This is a genomic window from Roseibium sp. MMSF_3247, assembly GCF_030733765.1.
Classification (GTDB): domain Bacteria; phylum Pseudomonadota; class Alphaproteobacteria; order Rhizobiales; family Stappiaceae; genus Roseibium.
The window spans coordinates 200,648-218,481 of sequence record NZ_JASHII010000004.1 but is presented as its reverse complement, the minus strand read 5'-3'; the positions used below and the strand labels follow the sequence as shown (position 1 = coordinate 218,481).

At 54.9% G+C, this 17,834-nt stretch carries 18 protein-coding genes; 10 read left to right on the top strand and 8 right to left on the bottom strand.

From position 1 onward, the window contains the following. Positions 1 to 133 precede the first annotated feature (133 nt). The 6 genes from RBB44_RS14930 to RBB44_RS14905 all read left to right on the top strand — a co-directional run bounded on the left by RBB44_RS14930 (position 134) and on the right by RBB44_RS14905 (position 5,149). A complete protein-coding gene (locus tag RBB44_RS14930) occupies positions 134 to 577 on the top strand; it encodes a hypothetical protein (RefSeq protein ID WP_306148502.1) in 444 nt (147 codons plus the stop codon). 216 nt (positions 578 to 793) lie between these two features. Further along, positions 794 to 1,570 carry an ABC transporter substrate-binding protein gene (locus RBB44_RS14925; RefSeq protein WP_209175070.1) on the top strand — a complete coding sequence of 259 codons (777 nt, stop codon included), beginning with the start codon at positions 794 to 796 and terminating at the stop codon, positions 1,568 to 1,570. A 134-nt stretch (positions 1,571 to 1,704) separates the two neighbouring features. Further along, the gene (locus RBB44_RS14920) at positions 1,705 to 2,418 is read left to right on the top strand and encodes an ABC transporter permease (protein WP_133947030.1); all 714 of its coding nucleotides are present in this window, start codon (positions 1,705 to 1,707) and stop codon (positions 2,416 to 2,418) included. Continuing rightward, positions 2,415 to 3,242, top strand: coding sequence for an ABC transporter permease (locus tag RBB44_RS14915; RefSeq protein WP_008190950.1), 828 nt, complete (start codon positions 2,415 to 2,417; stop codon positions 3,240 to 3,242). The genes RBB44_RS14920 and RBB44_RS14915 overlap by 4 nt, the downstream gene beginning before the upstream one ends. An 83-nt stretch (positions 3,243 to 3,325) precedes the next feature. After that, positions 3,326 to 4,483, top strand: a complete 1,158-nt coding sequence (locus tag RBB44_RS14910) for a PLP-dependent aspartate aminotransferase family protein (protein ID WP_306148501.1) — start codon at positions 3,326 to 3,328, stop codon at positions 4,481 to 4,483. A 75-nt stretch (positions 4,484 to 4,558) separates the two neighbouring features. After that, positions 4,559 to 5,149, top strand: a complete 591-nt coding sequence (locus RBB44_RS14905) for a LysE family translocator (protein ID WP_306148500.1) — start codon at positions 4,559 to 4,561, stop codon at positions 5,147 to 5,149. 27 nt (positions 5,150 to 5,176) lie between these two features. On the opposite strand, the gene RBB44_RS14900 is transcribed toward RBB44_RS14905, so the two are convergent. Continuing rightward, positions 5,177 to 6,055, bottom strand: a complete 879-nt coding sequence (locus RBB44_RS14900) for a LysR substrate-binding domain-containing protein (RefSeq protein ID WP_306156129.1) — start codon at positions 6,053 to 6,055, stop codon at positions 5,177 to 5,179. Positions 6,056 to 6,413: 358 nt separating this feature from the next. Between RBB44_RS14900 and RBB44_RS14895 the strand changes: the two genes are divergently transcribed. Both RBB44_RS14895 and RBB44_RS14890 read left to right on the top strand, forming a co-directional pair. Then, a complete protein-coding gene (locus RBB44_RS14895) occupies positions 6,414 to 7,295 on the top strand; it encodes an NAD(P)-dependent oxidoreductase (RefSeq protein WP_306148498.1) in 882 nt (293 codons plus the stop codon). A gap of 6 nt (positions 7,296 to 7,301) precedes the next feature. After that, a complete protein-coding gene (locus RBB44_RS14890) occupies positions 7,302 to 8,018 on the top strand; it encodes a DNA alkylation repair protein (RefSeq protein ID WP_306148497.1) in 717 nt (238 codons plus the stop codon). Positions 8,019 to 8,043: 25 nt separating this feature from the next. Here RBB44_RS14890 and RBB44_RS14885 read toward each other — a convergent pair whose 3' ends face one another. The 4 genes from RBB44_RS14885 to RBB44_RS14870 all read right to left on the bottom strand — a co-directional run bounded on the left by RBB44_RS14885 (position 8,044) and on the right by RBB44_RS14870 (position 13,148). Then, the gene (locus RBB44_RS14885) at positions 8,044 to 8,547 is read right to left on the bottom strand and encodes a DUF302 domain-containing protein (RefSeq protein ID WP_306148496.1); all 504 of its coding nucleotides are present in this window, start codon (positions 8,545 to 8,547) and stop codon (positions 8,044 to 8,046) included. A gap of 101 nt (positions 8,548 to 8,648) precedes the next feature. Further along, complete coding sequence (locus RBB44_RS14880; protein ID WP_306148495.1) at positions 8,649 to 9,728, bottom strand: hybrid-cluster NAD(P)-dependent oxidoreductase; 1,080 nt, start codon at positions 9,726 to 9,728, stop codon at positions 8,649 to 8,651. A gap of 3 nt (positions 9,729 to 9,731) precedes the next feature. Beyond that, a complete protein-coding gene (locus RBB44_RS14875; RefSeq protein ID WP_306148494.1) occupies positions 9,732 to 10,967 on the bottom strand; it encodes an aromatic ring-hydroxylating dioxygenase subunit alpha in 1,236 nt (411 codons plus the stop codon). A gap of 144 nt (positions 10,968 to 11,111) precedes the next feature. Beyond that, positions 11,112 to 13,148 carry an NADH:flavin oxidoreductase gene (locus tag RBB44_RS14870; protein WP_306148493.1) on the bottom strand — a complete coding sequence of 679 codons (2,037 nt, stop codon included), beginning with the start codon at positions 13,146 to 13,148 and terminating at the stop codon, positions 11,112 to 11,114. A 163-nt stretch (positions 13,149 to 13,311) separates the two neighbouring features. Between RBB44_RS14870 and RBB44_RS14865 the strand changes: the two genes are divergently transcribed. Then, positions 13,312 to 13,953 carry a TetR/AcrR family transcriptional regulator gene (locus tag RBB44_RS14865; protein WP_306148492.1) on the top strand — a complete coding sequence of 214 codons (642 nt, stop codon included), beginning with the start codon at positions 13,312 to 13,314 and terminating at the stop codon, positions 13,951 to 13,953. On the opposite strand, the gene RBB44_RS14860 is transcribed toward RBB44_RS14865, so the two are convergent. Beyond that, a complete protein-coding gene (locus RBB44_RS14860; RefSeq protein ID WP_306148491.1) occupies positions 13,940 to 15,241 on the bottom strand; it encodes a glycosyltransferase family 87 protein in 1,302 nt (433 codons plus the stop codon). The genes RBB44_RS14865 and RBB44_RS14860 overlap by 14 nt on opposite strands. A 148-nt stretch (positions 15,242 to 15,389) precedes the next feature. After that, entirely contained in the window at positions 15,390 to 15,881 is a 492-nt protein-coding gene (locus tag RBB44_RS14855; protein WP_209178775.1) for an Lrp/AsnC family transcriptional regulator, read from the bottom strand. Positions 15,882 to 16,115: 234 nt separating this feature from the next. Here RBB44_RS14855 and RBB44_RS14850 point away from each other — a divergent pair, with 234 nt between their 5' ends. After that, positions 16,116 to 17,072, top strand: a complete 957-nt coding sequence (locus tag RBB44_RS14850) for a sulfurtransferase (RefSeq protein ID WP_306148490.1) — start codon at positions 16,116 to 16,118, stop codon at positions 17,070 to 17,072. Positions 17,073 to 17,122: 50 nt separating this feature from the next. Here RBB44_RS14850 and RBB44_RS14845 read toward each other — a convergent pair whose 3' ends face one another. Then, a complete protein-coding gene (locus RBB44_RS14845) occupies positions 17,123 to 17,770 on the bottom strand; it encodes a uracil-DNA glycosylase family protein (protein WP_371932269.1) in 648 nt (215 codons plus the stop codon). Positions 17,771 to 17,834 lie beyond the last annotated feature (64 nt).

Below are 17,834 nucleotides of genomic sequence, written 5' to 3'. Positions count from 1 at the left end.
ATGTCCTACCGGCACCCAACGGCCGCATCAAATTGAATAAGTTCATCAATTCCATAAGGAAGTCTCATGGGTGGACAACGGCATGCTGTTTGCATCGGAACATGCGTTTCTAATTTTTAAGGACTTACATCCAATGACCGTTTCCGCCGCAGCCAAGACTTTGACCGTTGCCCAAACAAACAAACATCTTTCTTCGTCCAAATCTCCTTTCAACATGTCTGAGATCAGGGCAGAGCTCGCCCGCCAATACGAAGACTGGAAAGCGCTGCCCGAAGATCAGAAATTGCGCCACCTCAAACTTGAAAAGCATGGACTGAGCGAACAGGATCTGGACAATCTTCCAGAAGCAGAGCGTGCCCAGTTTGAGCAAAAAATCGCTGAGGCGAGTCAGCAGCCCGTGTTTGCGCCATCTTCTGACGAAAGCACCAGCAGATCAGCCCTTTTCAAGCCCGTCGTTTCTCTTGCCTCGGTACTCGCCATTTCCGACGCCACCCCCGCGGATGCGAACGAACCCGCCGGAGCACGGCAAGATACCGCTCTCTTGGCGAACAGCATCGACAACGGCCGCGAAAGATAATTGTCTCGATATTAGGCAAAACCAAACAACAATGTTCGCCAACCGGCCAGCATTTCCCTACGGCATGCCTAATTGGATCAAAAAAAGGCAAATTTCCGCTGTGTTTTTTTTATGAGCATGCTTGAAATTTGGATCGAAGTGTATGGAATAGGGCCTTCGGGCAAAAAGGCGGGACGAACCCGCCTGAAACCCAAACAAAATACTAGGGGAATCAATATGCGTTTTGTGCGTATGGCCGCAGCTGCGGTTGCAGTCCTGGCCACGGTTGGTGGCGCAACTGCAAAAGACTGGTCCAAGGTCCGCATCGGAACCGAGGGCGCCTACCCTCCGTTCAACTCCCTGACCGCTGACGGTCAGCTTGTTGGCTTCGACATCGATATCGCCAACGCTCTTTGCGAAGAAATGAAGGTCGAGTGCGAATTCGTCACTCAGGACTGGGACGGCATGATCCCGGCACTTCAGGCTGGCAAATACGACGCGATCATCGCGTCCATGTCGATCACCGAAGAGCGCAAGCAGAAGGTCGACTTCACCAACAAGTACTACAACACTCCTCCGGCAATCGGTGTTCCGAAAGACACCAAGCTGACCGGCGTTACCAAGGAAGACCTGAGCGGCATTCTTCTTGGTGCACAGTCCTCCACGACCCACTCCAACTATGCGGAAGCGCACTTCCCGGATGCCGAACTGAAGCTGTATCCGACTGCTGACGAATACAAGCTGGATCTCGAAAACGGCCGTATCGACGCTGTGATCGAAGACGTTGTGGTTCTGTCCGACTGGCTCGCAACCGACAACGGTGCATGCTGTAAAGTTCTGAGCACGTTGAAGTCCGATCCGGTCATCAACGGTGAAGGTGCCGGCATCGCGATCCGCAAGGGCGAAGATGAACTGAAAGACAAATTCAACGCAGCGATCGAAGCCATCATTGCGAACGGAAAGTACAAAGAAATCAACGACAAGTACTTCTCCTTCGACGTATACGGCGGCTAATCTGATCGCGGTGTGAAAACCTTTGAAGCGTGGCGCGGACCTCCGGGCCACGCTTTATCGTGAGGTGGTCCTCACGCTGCCAGCCGGAGGGGCGGCTGGACTAACAACGACAAAACAGAAAGAAGCGCCGGCTCATGAATGAAGCTTTGACGCTGTTATCTTTTGGGGAACAAGGCTGGGGTGATACGATTGCCTCAGGTGTGCTGATCACCGTATCGCTGGCGCTCGCGACCTTACCGATCGGTCTTATCCTTGGTTTTCTGATTGCACTGGCCAAAAACTCGTCCGAACCCAGCCTCAAGCTGGCGGCCAACATCTACACAACAATCTTCCGTGGCCTTCCTGAGCTCCTGACCCTGTTCCTGGTCTATTTCGGCGTTCAAATCGCCATCCAGGAATTCATCAAACTGCTCGGCTACGACATCTACTTCGAGGTCAACTCCTTCGTCGCAGGGATGGTAGCGCTGTCTTTGGTGTTTTCCTCCTATGCCTCCGAAGCCTTCCTGTCCGCATTCAACGGCATTCCGCAAGGCCAATATGAAGGCGGCTACGCGCTTGGCCTGTCGCGCTACAAGACAATGCGTTTGATCATCCTGCCGCAGTTGATCCGCCTTGCCTTGCCCGCGCTTGGAAATCTCTGGCTGATCCTGTTGAAGGAAACCTCGCTTGTGTCCGTCATCGGCTTGGCAGACCTGGTTCGAGAAGCCGGAATTGCTGCACGTGTGACCAAAGAGCCGTTCCTGTTCTTCGGGCTGGTGCTGGTCATCTACCTCCTTCTGACCATGATTTCCTCTGTGGGGCTGCTCCGCATTGAACGCTGGTCCAAACGGGGAGACGCCGCAAGATGATCGCAGCCAATCCCTCAACCGGCATGACACGCCCGCCACCACCGCAGAAAAAGTGGACCAACCTCCGGATCGCCGGCCATGTCCTGATGGCGCTTTGGATCCTATCCGGTCTTTATCTGCTGTACTTTCTTGGCTCGAACGTCGCGAGCCCGTTTTTCCAGAAGTACTGGCCTGAATATGTCGATGGCTTCATCGTCACGATCCAGATCGTCAGCGTCTCACTGGTGCTGGGGGCCCTGCTGTCGGTGCCGATTGCAGCCGGGCGCGCGTCAAAACTGAAAATCTTCTCCTGGCCGGCCTATGCCTATGTGAACTTCTTCCGCGGCACGCCTCTGCTCGCCCAGGCGTTCATGGTCTATTACGGCTTTGGATCCTTCAGCGAAGAGCTGAAAGCTGCTGGTCTCTGGTGGTTCTTCCGGGACGCCTGGTACTGTGTGATCTTCACGTTCTCGCTGAACACGGCGGCCTATCAGGCAGAGATCCTGCGCGGCGCGATCCAGAACGTGCCGAAAGGCCAATGGGAGGGCGGAGAGGCTCTTGGGCTCTCCAGAAATGTGATTTTCTTCAAGATCATCCTGCCCCAGGCCTTGATGGTCGCCCTGCGGCCCTATGGCAACGAAATCATTCTGATGATCAAGGGATCGGCGATTGCCTCAATCGTGACAATCTACGATCTCATGGGTGAAACTCGCCGTGCCTATTCGCGGTCCTACGACTTCCAGGCTTACATCTGGGCGGCGGTTGCCTATCTGTTGATCGTGGAAACGCTGCGCCGGATCTGGGACAAAATCGAAGCCCGGTTGACCCGGCACTTGAAGCGGTGAGCCCCTCACCGCTTCCCCAATTCTTCAATATTGATAAACCCGCTCATCTGTTCTCGACACTGGGCGTGGTGATGGAGCCTTTCATGTCCTCACACAAACCACCGCTTCACGCTGACACGCTCCTCGCTCATGGCGGCGGAGGGTTCGATGCCGCGACCGGGGCTGTTGTGCCTCCCATTCCGGTGGCGACGACATTTGTGCGGGACGAGAACTACGCCTTGGTCAGCGATGGGCACCTTTATAGCCGGGACGACAATGACCTCTTCCGCAAGACGGAGAATCTACTCGCAACGCTGGAAAACGGCGCGGAAAGCCGGCTGTTCTCTTCAGGCATGGCCGCAGTTGCAGCTGTTGCACGGATTGTGAAACCGGGCGGTACTTTGATGGTCCAGTCCGGGATTTATTGGGGAACCACTCTGTTCCTGCGTGAACACTGCGCCCGCAACAACATCGCCCTGGTTGAATGCGATGCGAGCGATCTCGCCACCTTCCGTGATGAACTGGCTATCACCAAGCCCGACCTTGTCTGGCTTGAGGTTCCAAGCAATCCCTACCTCAAGGTCGCAGACATCGAGAAAGCCGCAGAACTCTGTAAAGCTGCGGACGCTCTCCTTGCGGTCGACGCCACAGCCGCAACCCCGCTGATCCTGAAGCCGCTCACACTTGGAGCGGATTTGGTCATGCATTCGGCAACAAAAGCCTTGAACGGACACTCTGATCTCCTTGGCGGTGTCGTCACCACACGCGATGCCAAGTCAGAAGCCTGGGACTTCATCAAGACGGAACGCAAGATGGCCGGCGCCGTGATGGGCTCATTCGAAGCTTGGCTGCTGCTGCGGGGTCTCAGAACCCTGAGCCTTCGCGTTGAGCGCATGAATGCCAACGCACAGGCTTTGGCAGAACACCTTGAGACGCACTCAAAGATCGAGAAGGTCCTTTATCCAGGGCTAGCCGGCCACAAGGACCACACAGTCGCAAAGGCACAGATGTCGGGCGGATATGGATCTTTGATGTCCGTTCAGACCAAGGGCGGCAAAGAGGAAGCGCTCAAAGTCACCGGAGCGCTGACGCTGTTCCAGCGGGCAACATCGCTGGGCGGTACGGAAAGCCTCATCGAGCATCGCCGCTCCATTGAAGGCGAAACTTCCGGTATCCCGGGGAACCTCCTGCGCCTCTCGCTTGGCATCGAACACATCGATGATCTGATCGCCGACTTCGATGCGGCACTGAAAGCAATCTAATCCATGATCCTGGGATAACAGACACATCAATCGCAATAGGCCGGTGATCCGACACAAATCGAGAGGAGGACGTGCATGATCACATTCGCTCTTGCTGTTTTCTTCTTGATCATCACTCCTGGGCCCGGCGTCTTGTCGGTAGCAGGTGTAGGATCTGCGTTCGGGCTTGGTCCCGGCGCCCGCTACATTGCCGGGCTATTCATCGGCACCAATCTGGTTGCGATCGCCGTTGTGTCCGGCATGGCGACCGTAATCCTGGCAAATGAAAACATTCGCGCAGGTCTGTTGATCGCCTCGGTGCTTTACCTCCTTTACCTTGCCTATCGGATTGCCTTTGCGGGAACGCGTATTGCGTTCAAGGAAGCACCAAGCGTGCCTGGCTTTTGGGCAGGCGTCACACTGCAGTTGGTCAACCCCAAGGCCTATGCCGTGAACACAACCTTGCTGACGGGGTTTGCTTTTTTGCCGTCGAGCCTCGTCGCGGAAACGCTATTAAAGTTCCTGATCATGAACCTGATCTGGATCCCGATACATTTTGGTTGGTTATATGTTGGAATGACAATCCACCGGCTCAATCTTGCCCCGCATGTGCAACGGCGGGTGAACATCGCCGTGGCAATGTCAATGCTGATTGTGGTCGGTCTCGCGTTGCTTGCACCCAAATAACCCGCCGCAACAAAAAGACTGCTCGGCTCATTCCTGCATCATCGAGCGGAGCCAACTGATAAAGCTCTTCAGGGCGGGCCGCTTTACGCCGGGCCGTGTGACCAAATAATACCCTGTCCCCGGATAGAGGCCCTCCTCAAACAGCACCCTTAGATTTCCGGCATCAATGTCAGGCTGGATAAAAGCCTTCGCAGTGGCGGAGATGCCTTCTCCGCGGCGAAGACCTTCCAGAACCATGTAGCCAGGCAGGTGCGTAACGCTCAGCTTGTTTTTCGGAACAACCCCCTGCCGCTCCAACCAGACGCCAAGCTCATTTGTCCCGTATTCCTGAAGCCAGGGAAACTCCAGGATATCTTCCGGATTTTCTATTTTCCGGTCGCCAATCAGGCAATCCGCCCCGACCACAACGAAATTGGTCGCCAAGAACAATTCGGCTTCCAATCCAGGCCAATTGCCCTTTCCAAAACGAATAGCAAGGTCCGTACCGCCAGGCGCCAGTTCGGTCACCTCGGCGCTCGGATTGAGCATGAGCTCAACACCTGGATGTTTATGCCGGAAATCGTTGATCCTAGGCATCAACCAACTCACTGCAAATGAGGGTGTCATCGTGATGTTCAGCGGGCGGGCTTCTCCGCTTGCGCCAATAGCCTCAACGGTTTCACCGATCGTTTCAAACCCTTTTCGAAGGCCCTCATAGAGCTGCCGCCCTTCGTCCGTGAGCTCGATTCCACGCCCTGCCCGGACGACAAGCGGAAGACCAAGGTGTTTCTCCAGAGCCCGCACCTGTTGGCTGATCGCTGCATGTGTGACGTTCAACTCACGTCCGGCAGCGGACAGGCTTTTGCTTTCCGCGACAGTCGCAAATGCACGAAGGCTATTCAGCGGGGGCATGTTGCGCCAATCCATATATTAGATTTCCTTACATATTGAAAATCTTCCTGACTCGCTAAAGAAGGCGAGAAAACGCACATTATCTCCAGTCAACCGGATAGAAGGATGTTAGATCATGTTTAACGTTTATGCCCGTTCTTTCTTTGAGGCAACACGCTTCACACAAAACACACGCCCTGATCCTGCTACCCAACAGCATCAAGATCAGCAAACGGCAGCAAGAACACGTCACACACGCTTGTGGCGTCGCGGACCGTATTGGATCTGAGCAAGGGACTGACAAGTCCATCAAGATGCCCTAGAACTTTGCCGAACATCTGAACACCGAGGCCCGGCGGCAAGCCGGGCCTTCGTCTGCATGGGGAGCAAAATCATGGCAAAGGTGGCATTCATCGGTCTTGGGGTCATGGGATACCCGATGGCCGGGTTTTTGAAGACCAAAGGCGGCCATGACGTCACGGTCTACAACCGCACAACTGCGAAGGCAGAAAAATGGGCGGCCGAGTATGGCGGCTCCTTCGCAAAGACCCCGCAGGAAGCCGCTGAGGGGTGTGATTTTGTCTTCTGCTGCGTCGGCAATGACGATGATTTGCGGTCTGTCACAACTGGCCCAGACGGCGCGTTTCACAGCCTGAAAGACGGCGCGATTTTCATCGACAACACAACGGCTTCCGCAGAGGTCGCACGCGAACTCTATGAAGCGGCCAAAGCAAAGGGCTGCGGTTTTATCGATGCGCCCGTTTCAGGCGGCCAGGCAGGTGCTGAAAATGGCGTTTTGACCGTCATGTGCGGCGGAGATGAAGATGTCTTCGACAAAGCCAAGCCGGTCATCGATTGCTTTTCCAAGTTTGTCGGCTTGATGGGTCCGAGCGGCGCCGGACAGCTCACCAAGATGTGCAATCAGATCTGCATCGCCGGACTGGTTCAAGGACTGTCTGAAGCCATTCATTTTGCCGAGAAATCAAACCTCGACGTGGAGACCGTCATCTCCGCCATTCGCGGTGGTGCAGCACAGTCCTGGCAGATGGAAAACCGCTGGGAAACCATGCGCGACGGCAAATTCGATTATGGTTTTGCGGTCGACTGGATGCGCAAGGACCTGGGTATCTGCCTGAAAACCGCAAGCGACACCGGTGCCCGCTTGCCGGTAACCGCACTGGTCGACCAGTTCTACGCGGAAGTCCAGGCCATGGGCGGAAACCGGTGGGACACCTCCAGCTTGGTCGCCCGCTTGCGGAACGCCGACAAAAGCTAATTCAACGTGTCCCGCCGCCCAAAACCTTCCGGTGAAGACTGGTCTTTAGATCACGTTCTGGACACCTTGACGGCCCTGTGCTCAGAAGAAAACCGCGCCGGCATGGCGCGGTTCGGCATTGAAACGTCCAAGGCCTTCGGCGTTCCAATGGCAGAGCTGCGTCCCTTGGCGCGGCGTATTGGCAAACACGAAAACCTGGCTGATGAGCTTTGGGCCAGCGGGTATCATGAAGCGCGTCTGCTCGCCATTTTGATCATTCCGCCAGCAGCCTTGACGGACGAGCGCGCCCTGCATTGGATGGCCGAGATCAGGTCCTGGGACCACTGCGATCAGTTGACAAACGTCCTGGCTCGGCGGGAAAGATCAGACGGCTTGATCGCACCCCTCGCAGCCAAAGAAGAAGAGTTCCTCCGGCGCGCAGCCTTCGCGCTGATCGCCTGGCGCGCCGTTCACGCGAAGAAATCGCCGGACACCGATTTTCTCAGCTACCTGCCACTGATCAGAACAGCCGCCAGCGATCCCCGAAATTTTGTCTGGAAGGCGGTTCATTGGGCCTTGCGCCAGATCGGAAAGCGGTCTGCCAGTCTGCATGGCCCTGCCCTTCAGCTCGCTGAAGAGCTTTCTGAAGATCAGAACAAAACCGTAAGGCGGGTAGGACGCGAAGCGTTTCGGGAACTGAACTCCGACAAGGTGCGCCAGCGCTTTTCAATCAGCAAAGACTGAGTGATCCGCTTCCCCCTCTGCTCCGTTACTCAGAGACAGCTTCCTGTGCAATGCCATCCAACAGTGCGTTGATGTCACGGATCGCCGCCTTGGATGCATCTGATCCGGTTTCGGACAAGCGGCGAAACCCGACCGTGATGCTGCCTTCCGCGTCCGGCGTGTCGTAAACGAACAAGGTGTAAGGACAATAGGCGATGTTGGCCGGATCGGCTTCCATCACTTTTCGCGACAGATCCGCAGAGCAGAACAGCATCGCCTGGGCGTTGGCATAGATCTGCTTTGTTCCCCCGACATCGGCGGATGTGCGCGCAAGCATCTCACCAATATGGGAGGTGTAGTCGATGACGAGGCCGCTGTTGATGATCGCGGTCTCAAGACCGAACCGGACATCTTCGAAGTCTGCCTCGACCGAATAGGCGGTTACGCCGTCCGGAGCATCTGCCTTGTCAGCCGCGTTGGCTGTTGCAAAGCTGACAAACCCAAACGCTCCAATCGCGATGGCGACAGCCGTGGTTAAACCCGTTTTCATACCATCCTCCCAAGAAAGCTTTGTTTTTTTGGAGGATACGGCACGATTACGGCCACCGCCATTGATACATCTCAATTTTTGAATGTTTTATTCGGTCCGGATTAGACTTCGACTTCGACGGTGCCAATCGGATTGGAGCAACAGGCCAGGATGAAACCATCCTCGATGTCCTCATCGCTGATACCGCCGGAGTGCACCATATGCACGTCGCCAGACACCTTCTTGACCTTGCAGGTCCCACAAACGCCGAATGTACAGCCGGACGGAATATTCAACCCGGCCTCCTTGGCAACAGCCAGAACCGTATCCGTCTCAGAACACCAGGCCGACACGTTGGAACCGGTAAAGACGATATGCGCCTTGGTGTCTTCCTGCGGGACCACGTCGTCGAACTCGGTGAGCTCTTCCTTGGTCTCCGCCGGAGCCTGGAAGCTTTCCTGATGATACCGGTCCATGTCGTAACCGAGCGCGTTCAGGATCTCACGCACACCTTCCATGAACCCTTCAGGGCCGCAGCAATAGACGTCGCGTTCCAAATAGTCGTTGCACATCAAACCAAGCATCAGCTGGTTGAAGTAACCGCGATAGCCGGTCCAAACCTCGTAAGGATCGCTTTGATTGACAACGAAATGCAACTGCAGACCGTTCGTCCGGCAGGCCATATATTCCAGACGCTTGCGGAAAATCAGCTCTGCCGGCCGGTTGGCGCACTGAATGAAGCAGATATCCGGCTCTTCACCGCGCTCGAACAACGTGCCCGCCATCGACATCATCGGCGTCACGCCAGATCCGGCGGAAATGAACAGGAATTTGCCGTCAGGATTAGGCGGCAAATGAAACAGGCCTGCAGGCCCAAAGGCCTTGATCTTCATGCCCGGGGCCAGGTGATCGAGCATCCAGCGCGTCCCGATGCTGCCTTCCTGGGCCTTCACCGTCACCGACAAATAGGCCTGTGTCACTGGTGAAGAGGAAATCGTATAGGTGCGTTGCACGTTCCCGCCGGGGACTGGCAGATCAAGCGTGATGAACTGGCCTGCCTTGTAAACAAACCGATTGCCGGACGGCGGACGGAACGTGAAAGTCTTCACGTTTGGTGCCTCCGGTAAAACGTTCACGCATTCCAGCATCTCGGCATCGGTCCAGACAGGTGTGTCCTTGTCCGGCATCGGAATCATCGCCATGACTTACTCCGCTGCTACACGAAACCGGCGCACAAGGCCCTTTTCAAGGGTGCGGGCATACCAGTCGACAAACTGGATCACGCCGCTCTCCTGAACAGGCGAGTATGGTCCGGGTTCATAGGCAGGGGAATTGATACCGATCTGATTCTCTTCAACAATTTGCCGGTCTTCATCGTTGGTGTGCACCCAGACCTCGGTAAGCCGCTTCAAATCATAGTCAACGCCCTCTTGGGCATCCTTGTGCACCAGCCACGTCGTCGTGACCCGGGTTTCCATCGGCCCGACCGGAAGCACGCTAAACGTCAGAACACTGTCGGATAGGAAATGGTTCCACGTGTTCGGATAATGGAAAAACAGGCACGTCCCGGCATTGTCGAACGGGATCGACCCCACCCGGCGAGAAACTGCCGCCTTGCCGTCCATGGTGTAGCTCACCGCGTCCCCAAGGAACGGAATGCGGACGAACCGCCACTGCTCGTCGTCGTTGATCACATATTTGGCCGGCAAGCCGGATTTTTCGCAGCGATCGACATGCGCCAGGCCCACATTGGAACTGCTGGAATCGTCTCCGCCAACAAGATTTGGATCATCCGAAAAGGTCCGGCAGAGCGACGGGTGCGAACCGGAGCAGTGATAGCATTCGCGGTTGTTCTCAAGGACAAGCTTCCAGTTGGCCTTCTCCGTGATCGTCGACTGGTGCGCCACCTTCAGATTGGAGAGATCATGCGGACCAAGATATCGGGATGCTTGAGCCTTCAGGTCCGAGATGTCGGGAGCGACGTCGGCGAGGCAAATGAACACCATGCCTGACACATCGGCACAGTGGACCGGCTTTAACCCGTGATTTTCAGGCTTGAAGTCTTCGCCCATTTCCCGCGCCCAAAGAAGCTTGCCGTCAAGCTCGTAGGTCCACTGATGATAGGGGCAGACGAGCTTCGGGGAACTTCCCTTGGACGCAGAGCAAATGCGGCTGCCACGGTGCCGGCAGGAGTTGTGGAAGCTGCGAATCTGACCGTCCGTACCGCGCACGATGATGATTGAATAGGCGCCGATTTCAAGCGTCACGTAATTCCCGGTCTTCGGCAATTCCGCAGATGGGATCGCAAACACCCACTCTTTGTGCCAGATGTGTTTCATGTCCGCCTGGAACACATCCTCATCGGCATAGAAGGCCTGCGGCAGGGAATAACCGGGGGTCCGGGACATGAGAAGCGAAAGAATATCAGCGTCGCTGTGCATTCTGCATCATCCTGTAAAAGCCGTTTGTGGTGGCCATTGATCTGGCGGATAATTGACGCGCAATTGTGATTTTACATAGCACAAAAACGGCATGATTTTATCCAAGTAAGACGTGCTGCAAATTCAGTCAGCTGTGCCGCTTTTCTAGATATCTTTCACTATCCTCAAAGCGTCATAGATTGCCGCATGTGTGTTACGGGCGGCAACCGCATCGCCGATCCGGTAGAGCGCAAAGGCCCCATCGGGATTCGCGCCTTGCGGCTGAGACCGACCGAAGATTAAAGCGTCCTGATCCACCGCGCCGAAGTTGGTCGATTTCGGTTTCAGCTCGAAATAGAGCTCATCCATCGGAACGGTGCCGTGATTGACAACGATCTGATCAAACTCACGCTCCTCGGTGTGCGCCGAATAGTCAGTTCCAATCACAGCTGCCAATTGGTTGCCGGACCGGCGCACGCTTTTCAGGCGGTAGGTCACCGTGAAGCGCACATCCTTGTCTTGAAGCGCACGCATGTAAGGCACCAGGTTCATCGCCATGACATCGGGCGCAAAGGACCGGTCCGGGGTCATGATTTCAATATGTGCCCCTGATGCGGCAATCAACTCTGCCGCCTGCAAGGCTGGATGATCGCCAGCATCGTCATAGACCAGCACTCGCTTACCGGGCTTGACGTCGCCCGCGATGACGTCCCAGGCAGAAACTACCAGGTCATTGCCTTCACGAAGCACATTCGTGTGCGGCAAGCCTCCGGTTGCGATGATGACAGCATCCGGGTTTTCAGATTCGATATCAGAGCTTTCCGCAAATCTGTTGAAGTGAAATGTAACCCCACGATTGGAACACTGCTGCAAGCGCCAATCGATGATGGAGATCATCTCCCGGCGGCGCTCGGACTGCGCCGTCAACCGGATTTGACCACCTGCATCGGGCGCCGCTTCAAAGACCGTAACGTCGTGACCACGTTCACTGGCAACACGCGCCGCTTCCAATCCGGCAGGCCCAGCTCCCACAACAACGACCTTCTTTTTCTCGTCTGCCGGCGGGATCTCATGCGGCATGGTCAGTTCACGTCCTGTCGCCGCATTGTGTATGCACAGCGCGTCACCCGCCTGGTAGATCCGGTCCAGACAATAGGTCGCCCCGACGCAAGGACGAATATCGTCCTCGCGTTTCTCTGCGATCTTCTTCACGACCTGAGGATCCGCCATATGGGCGCGGGTCATGCCCACCATATCAAGAAGACCTTCCGCGATGGCGTGCCGCGCGGTGGCCACATCCGGGATTTTCGCTGCGTGAAATGTCGGCAGTCCGATTTCCTTTTTGATCCGCCCGGCAAAATCAAGATGTGGCGCGTTGCGCATGCCTTGAACCGGAATAACGTCTGTCAGGCCCGGGTCGGTATCGATATGCCCGCGGATCACATTCAGGAAGTCGATCTTGTCTGTTGCATTTAAACGACGGGCAATCTCCAGTCCCTCGGCTTCGGTGATCCCACCCTCAAGGTCTTCGTCAGCCGTGAAACGTATACCCACAATGAACTCATCGCCAACCCGCTCTCGTACCGCATCGATCACTTCCATCGAAAACCGCATCCGGTTCTCCAGAGACCCGCCATAGGGACCTTCGAGCGTGTTGGTGACCGGAGACCAGAACTGATCCATCAGATGTCCGTAGGCCTGCAGCTCAATGCCATCCATGCCGCCGTCTTTCATACGCTCAGCGGCATCGGCATAATCTTGAACAATCCGGGCAATGTCCCAGTCTTCGACCTGTTTCGGAAAGGCCCGGTGGGCCGCTTCCCGCTCATGACTTGATGAGACGGCCGGCAGCCAGTCCCCCTTGTTCCAGTGGGTCCGCCGGCCAAGATGGGTCAGCTGGATCATCACCGCGCAGCCATGATCATGACAAGCATCGGTCAGCCGTTTAACCCAAGGCACCACCTCGTCCTTGTAAGCCAGAATATTGTTGAAGACCGGTGGAGAGTTGCGCGAGACGGCAGCAGATCCGGCCGTCATAGTCAGAGCGACACCCGCCTTGGCCCGGGTCTCGTGATAGGCCCGGTAACGGTCCTTCGGCATCCCGTCTTCAGGATAGGCAGGTTCATGAGAGGTGATCATGATCCGGTTTTTCAATGACAGATGTTTCAGCTGATACGGCTGCAGCAACGGATCTTTCGACATGCCTCTCCCTCTTGTGCGCATGCCCGCGATGGCCGCGGAATACCTTCAATAAAGGCCGCATAAACTCCTTTGAAAAGCCGTAAAAACGACATTTATGTCGGATTTGAAAACATAGGTGTCAATTTTGCTTGTTTCTGCGGATTTGCACTGATAACGGATCTGAATGAACACAGATCTGATCAGCAAAAGATCGGGATGGCGCGGGTCTCGCGACATATGGGTCCAGGCGGCTTATGAAGCGCTTTTGAACGGCGGTATTGACGCAGTGAAAGTCATGCCCCTTGCCGACCGGCTTGGTCTGTCGCGCACCAGTTTTTACGGCCACTTTTCAAACCGGCAGGATCTTCTGGACGCGCTGATCACGCTTTGGCAAACCAAGAACACCGGCAACCTCGTCCAACGAACCGAGGCTTACGCTGAGACTATCACGGAAGCGATGCTGAACATTTTCGATTTGTGGCTCATGCCGGAACTGTTCGATTCCCGCCTGGAGTTTGCCGTCCGCAACTGGGCGCACACCGACCCGCAGCTGGCAAAACTTCTGAACGAGGCCGATCAGGTGCGCGTCGAAGCTTTGGAAGCTCTGTTTTTGCGGTTTGGCGATGCGCCGCAATACGCAAATGTGCGCGCGAACACCGTTTATCAGACCCAGATCGGCTATATCTCGATGAAAGAGGACGGGCCGTCCGAACCGCTGGAACCGCGCCTGGCGCGCATGCCCCACTACGCGGAGATTTTCACCGGCCAACCGGTCTCAGACGCCGAAATCGCCCGCTTCCGCGCCCGGCATCCTATTGGGTACTAAATACTTCATTTCGGGGTAGTGAACTCTGGCGTCGAGGCGCTTCGTTTGCACCACGGGTCACATGCTTTTTGCTAGATAGTTCCCTTATGTAGAGCCAGCAGACACCGATCATTAGGAATGGCACGAATAAGGAGAACAGGATCATGGCATCACTACCTCTTATACGAAGCAGCGCTTGAATATATGGAGCCAACAGCAGCATTCCGGCCAGAATCTGCAACAGCGCAGACCAACGGCTCTGAATACCTAGCGCAAGAAGCATTGCCGCAGACAACAGCAACCAATCGTAGAGAAGAAAGGACGGTGCAGCGATGCACATCAAAAAAACAACGATCGGCAATGCCTGTTTTTCGGGAAAGCTGCGAACTGAATACCAAACCAAAACTGAACCGCACAAAGTCACGAGCAACTGAAACACCAACTTAGTAGTACCTGATGCTCCAATTATGCTGAATGAATGGCGTATACCGATCATATATCCAATCATATTTTCAAATTGAACAACATGCGAACCATCAACCAGTGAAACAAAGAAAGCAGTCCAAACAATAAAGCCGTAAAACGCAACACTGAGCACAAACAAAAACAGTGTAGATACAGTCGCATAAGTAAGCGTTGTCCAACTTCTTGCAGAAATAAGAAAAAAGGGAATAAGCACACCTAGCTGCGGCTTAATTGTCGCGATTGCAAGCGCAATTGCGCTCAAGACAGGTCGGCGTTGATGATGGATCAAAGCGTAGATCACCAAAAAAATGATAATTGGCGAAATCTGAAGCACACTAAAGCTGAAGTAGGACCCGCAAGAAAATAGGGCAAAAACATATGGAGCCCCCCCTAATTTCAAGCGCAGAATATACACCAAGCCCAAAATTGCCGACAAATTGACAACGATAATGATCCCTCGTGCAACGGCATAAGGAAGATTGGCAAGCGGTTCAAAAAAAAGGAATGCATGTGGAGGATTTAGAAACAGCAACCCTTTGTTTTCATGAGAGAACGGTTCAGCAAAAACAACTGGATCATAAGCTGTAGCTGCAGCACCATTCAGGGCCAACTGCCCACCGCGATAAAATGCAGCAAAGTCCTCCGCCCCTATCTCACCGATGCCTTTATCAAACTCCAACAAGCCATGATCGACTCCGAACAAAAAAACCAGAGTCAAGATGCCCGCAAGAAGCCAAAAAGGGAAAAAAAACGGACCGCCTAACTGTTTACAAAGTGGCCCTGTGTTGAGGAACGTGGGGTAACTTATCCGCCACTGCGCGGCAATTGCCATAATATAGTTCATTGAAAAACTCTCAAAAAATGCAAGCTTGATTACAGCCAACACTTTTGAAAGTACGCAGTATTAGTAAAAATCACATAAACGCAAAAAGTGTAATTTATAAATACAATCGCTATAAATGCATAACCCCTGCAAAAACAACCTGATGATCCTACGCGTCCTTGTCAGCTTTCGGCTTTTCTGTAGCGACATAGGCCAGGGGCAAGGCGGTGGTGTTTTTGATTTGCTCCATCGCGAAGGTGGTAGACACATCAGAGATATCAATCTTGGCGATTAAGCGTTTGTAAAACGAGTCGTAGGCTTCGATATCCGGCACCGCAACGCGCAGGAGATAATCCACCTGCCCCGCCATGCGGTAAAACTCGACCACCTCGGGAAACTCCTGAATGACGTCGGCAAATTTCTTCAGCCAGTCTTCCGAGTGCTGGCTCGTGGTAATTGCAACAAAAGCCGTCACCTTTGCATTGACCTTGGCCGGATCAAGCAGAGCCACCCGGCCCGTGATCACACCGTCTTCTTCCATCTTCTGGATGCGCCGCCAGCACGGAGTGGTCGACAGCCCAACCCGCCGGCCGATTTCGGCAACGGGCACGGTGCAGTCTTCCTGAAGGATGGAGAGAATACGGCGGTCTATGCGGTCGATCATGGTTTTGCCTGAGAAAACGCAGCGTCTCCAAGCTTTGGGACGCCCCAAAATGACAGGATTCTTTTTGCCTGCCGGGTCCAGATCCCGCAATACCGTTCTACATGGGGGGAAGGCAAGAGAAATTGAGATTTTTCTTCCAAAAGAGGAGCCGATTTGGCTTGAAACAGCACCCTCTCAGTGCAATTTCCACGGTCAAATAGAAATTTATTCGAATTTTGGAAGGAGATCGGCATGACACGTTTGCACCTTGGCACAAAAGCGATTGTGGCCGCCGCATGTGCTATCTTGTTTCAGGCCACAAGCCTGATCAGTGCCGCACAGGCGCTGGACGCATCTCCTTTGGTCAGCGTCGAGTGGCTTGAGACCAACCAAGACGACGATAACCTTCTGGTCCTCGACATTCGCTCCCCGCTCGCCAAGTCCGGTAAAGACGATTACCTGAAAGGTCATATTCCAGGAGCTGTCTGGAGTGAATATCCAGGTTTCTGGCGCACCTCGCGCGGCGATGTGACGGGCGTTCTGCCGTCGATTGAAAAGCTGGAGGCTTCGCTATCTGAGCTCGGCATTCATGAAGACCGGACCGTCGTTCTGGTTCCAGCGGGCACATCTCACCTCGATTTTGGGGCTGCGACCCGGATCTATTGGACCTTCAAGTATCTCGGCCACGACAAAGTCGCCATTTTGGATGGTGGCCACAACGCGTGGGTAAAAGCCGGCAAGCCCCTTGAAACAGGAGAAGTCGTGCCAGAGGGTGACATGTTCATTGCCGAGCCACGTCCTGAGCTGCTGGTTTCGACCGACGATGTAGCGTCCCTCATTGGTGGGGATGCCGTTCTGCTCGACGGCCGGCCGCTGGCGCAGTTTGAAGGCGCAGAGAAGCACAAGGATGCAACCCGCTTCGGTCATTTGCCGGGCGCAACCCACTTCGACCAGGCAAAGTTCTACGACACTGAAAGCAACCAGTTGAAGCCGCAGGCAGCTTTGGCATCGCTGGCAGAGAATGCGGTTTCCGGCTCGGACACACCGGTCGTCTCGTACTGCAACACAGGTCACTGGGCCGCGACGAACTGGTTTGTATTGAGCGAGCTGCTCGGTCACGAGAATGTCGCCGTTTATGACGACAGCATGGTTGGTTGGAGCCAGCAAAAAGACCTGCCGATCTCAAGCCCGAAAACGGCAACGAACTAAGCTTTTCCCCTGGGGTTGGCATGGCATCCATAAATGTGCCGCCCCTCACCTTACGCCCGGCTCAACAGCCGGGCGATTTCTTTTTGAAGGACCGGCAAAAGCTCCGCTTCGAACCACGGGTTCTTTTTGAGCCATGCATTGTTGCGCCAGGACGGATGGGGCAACGGCAGCACAAGCGGACGGTCAGACTGTCCACTTTCTTGAAAGTAGGTCTCCCATGCAGCAACGGTCTCCGTCAAAGAGCCCTTGCGCGCCTTACCCAGATGGTAAGCCTGTGCATATTGCCCGATAACCAGGATCAATTCGATTTGCGGCATCGCTGCAAACACGCGATCGTGCCAGACTTTTCGGCATTCCGGGCGCGGTGGCAAATCCCCTCCCTTGGCATCCAGGCCCGGGAAACAGAACCCCATCGGTACGATTGCCAGCAGGTCCGGGTCATAAAAGATATCTTCCCCAATCCCCATCCAGGATCGCAGACGATCTCCGGACGGGTCTGTAAAGGCTCGTCCGCTCTTGTGCACACGGGTCCCAGGTGCCTGGCCGCTAATGCAAATCCGCGCCGTCGAAGATGTTTGGAGAACCGGTCGAGGCTCATGCGGCAAGGGCGCCTTTTCCGGCTTCTCGACACAAATCCGGCACGCGCGCACTGCGTTAGAAACAGCTTCAATTTCTTCGATTTTTGTCAATTCAATCAATGCCTTAATTTTTGCGATCCGGTTAACCCTTTGCTTACCACAATTCTAGGGACGATCTTAAGGA

Bases quoted from the DNA above. Each gene is read 5' to 3' on its own strand.
- RBB44_RS14910 (WP_306148501.1), top strand. From the start codon at position 3,326: ATGTCCTCACACAAACCACCGCTTCACGCTGACACGCTCCTCGCTCAT.
- RBB44_RS14850 (WP_306148490.1), top strand. From the start codon at position 16,116: ATGACACGTTTGCACCTTGGCACAAAAGCGATTGTGGCCGCCGCATGT.
- RBB44_RS14895 (WP_306148498.1), top strand. From the start codon at position 6,414: ATGGCAAAGGTGGCATTCATCGGTCTTGGGGTCATGGGATACCCGATG.
- RBB44_RS14925 (WP_209175070.1), top strand. From the start codon at position 794: ATGCGTTTTGTGCGTATGGCCGCAGCTGCGGTTGCAGTCCTGGCCACG.
- RBB44_RS14865 (WP_306148492.1), top strand. From the start codon at position 13,312: ATGAACACAGATCTGATCAGCAAAAGATCGGGATGGCGCGGGTCTCGC.
- RBB44_RS14875 (WP_306148494.1), bottom strand. From the start codon at position 10,967: ATGCACAGCGACGCTGATATTCTTTCGCTTCTCATGTCCCGGACCCCC.
- RBB44_RS14870 (WP_306148493.1), bottom strand. From the start codon at position 13,148: ATGTCGAAAGATCCGTTGCTGCAGCCGTATCAGCTGAAACATCTGTCA.
- RBB44_RS14915 (WP_008190950.1), top strand. From the start codon at position 2,415: ATGATCGCAGCCAATCCCTCAACCGGCATGACACGCCCGCCACCACCG.
- RBB44_RS14860 (WP_306148491.1), bottom strand. From the start codon at position 15,241: ATGAACTATATTATGGCAATTGCCGCGCAGTGGCGGATAAGTTACCCC.
- RBB44_RS14900 (WP_306156129.1), bottom strand. From the start codon at position 6,055: ATGGATTGGCGCAACATGCCCCCGCTGAATAGCCTTCGTGCATTTGCG.
- RBB44_RS14905 (WP_306148500.1), top strand. From the start codon at position 4,559: ATGATCACATTCGCTCTTGCTGTTTTCTTCTTGATCATCACTCCTGGG.
- RBB44_RS14920 (WP_133947030.1), top strand. From the start codon at position 1,705: ATGAATGAAGCTTTGACGCTGTTATCTTTTGGGGAACAAGGCTGGGGT.
- RBB44_RS14880 (WP_306148495.1), bottom strand. From the start codon at position 9,728: ATGGCGATGATTCCGATGCCGGACAAGGACACACCTGTCTGGACCGAT.
- RBB44_RS14930 (WP_306148502.1), top strand. From the start codon at position 134: ATGACCGTTTCCGCCGCAGCCAAGACTTTGACCGTTGCCCAAACAAAC.
- RBB44_RS14885 (WP_306148496.1), bottom strand. From the start codon at position 8,547: ATGAAAACGGGTTTAACCACGGCTGTCGCCATCGCGATTGGAGCGTTT.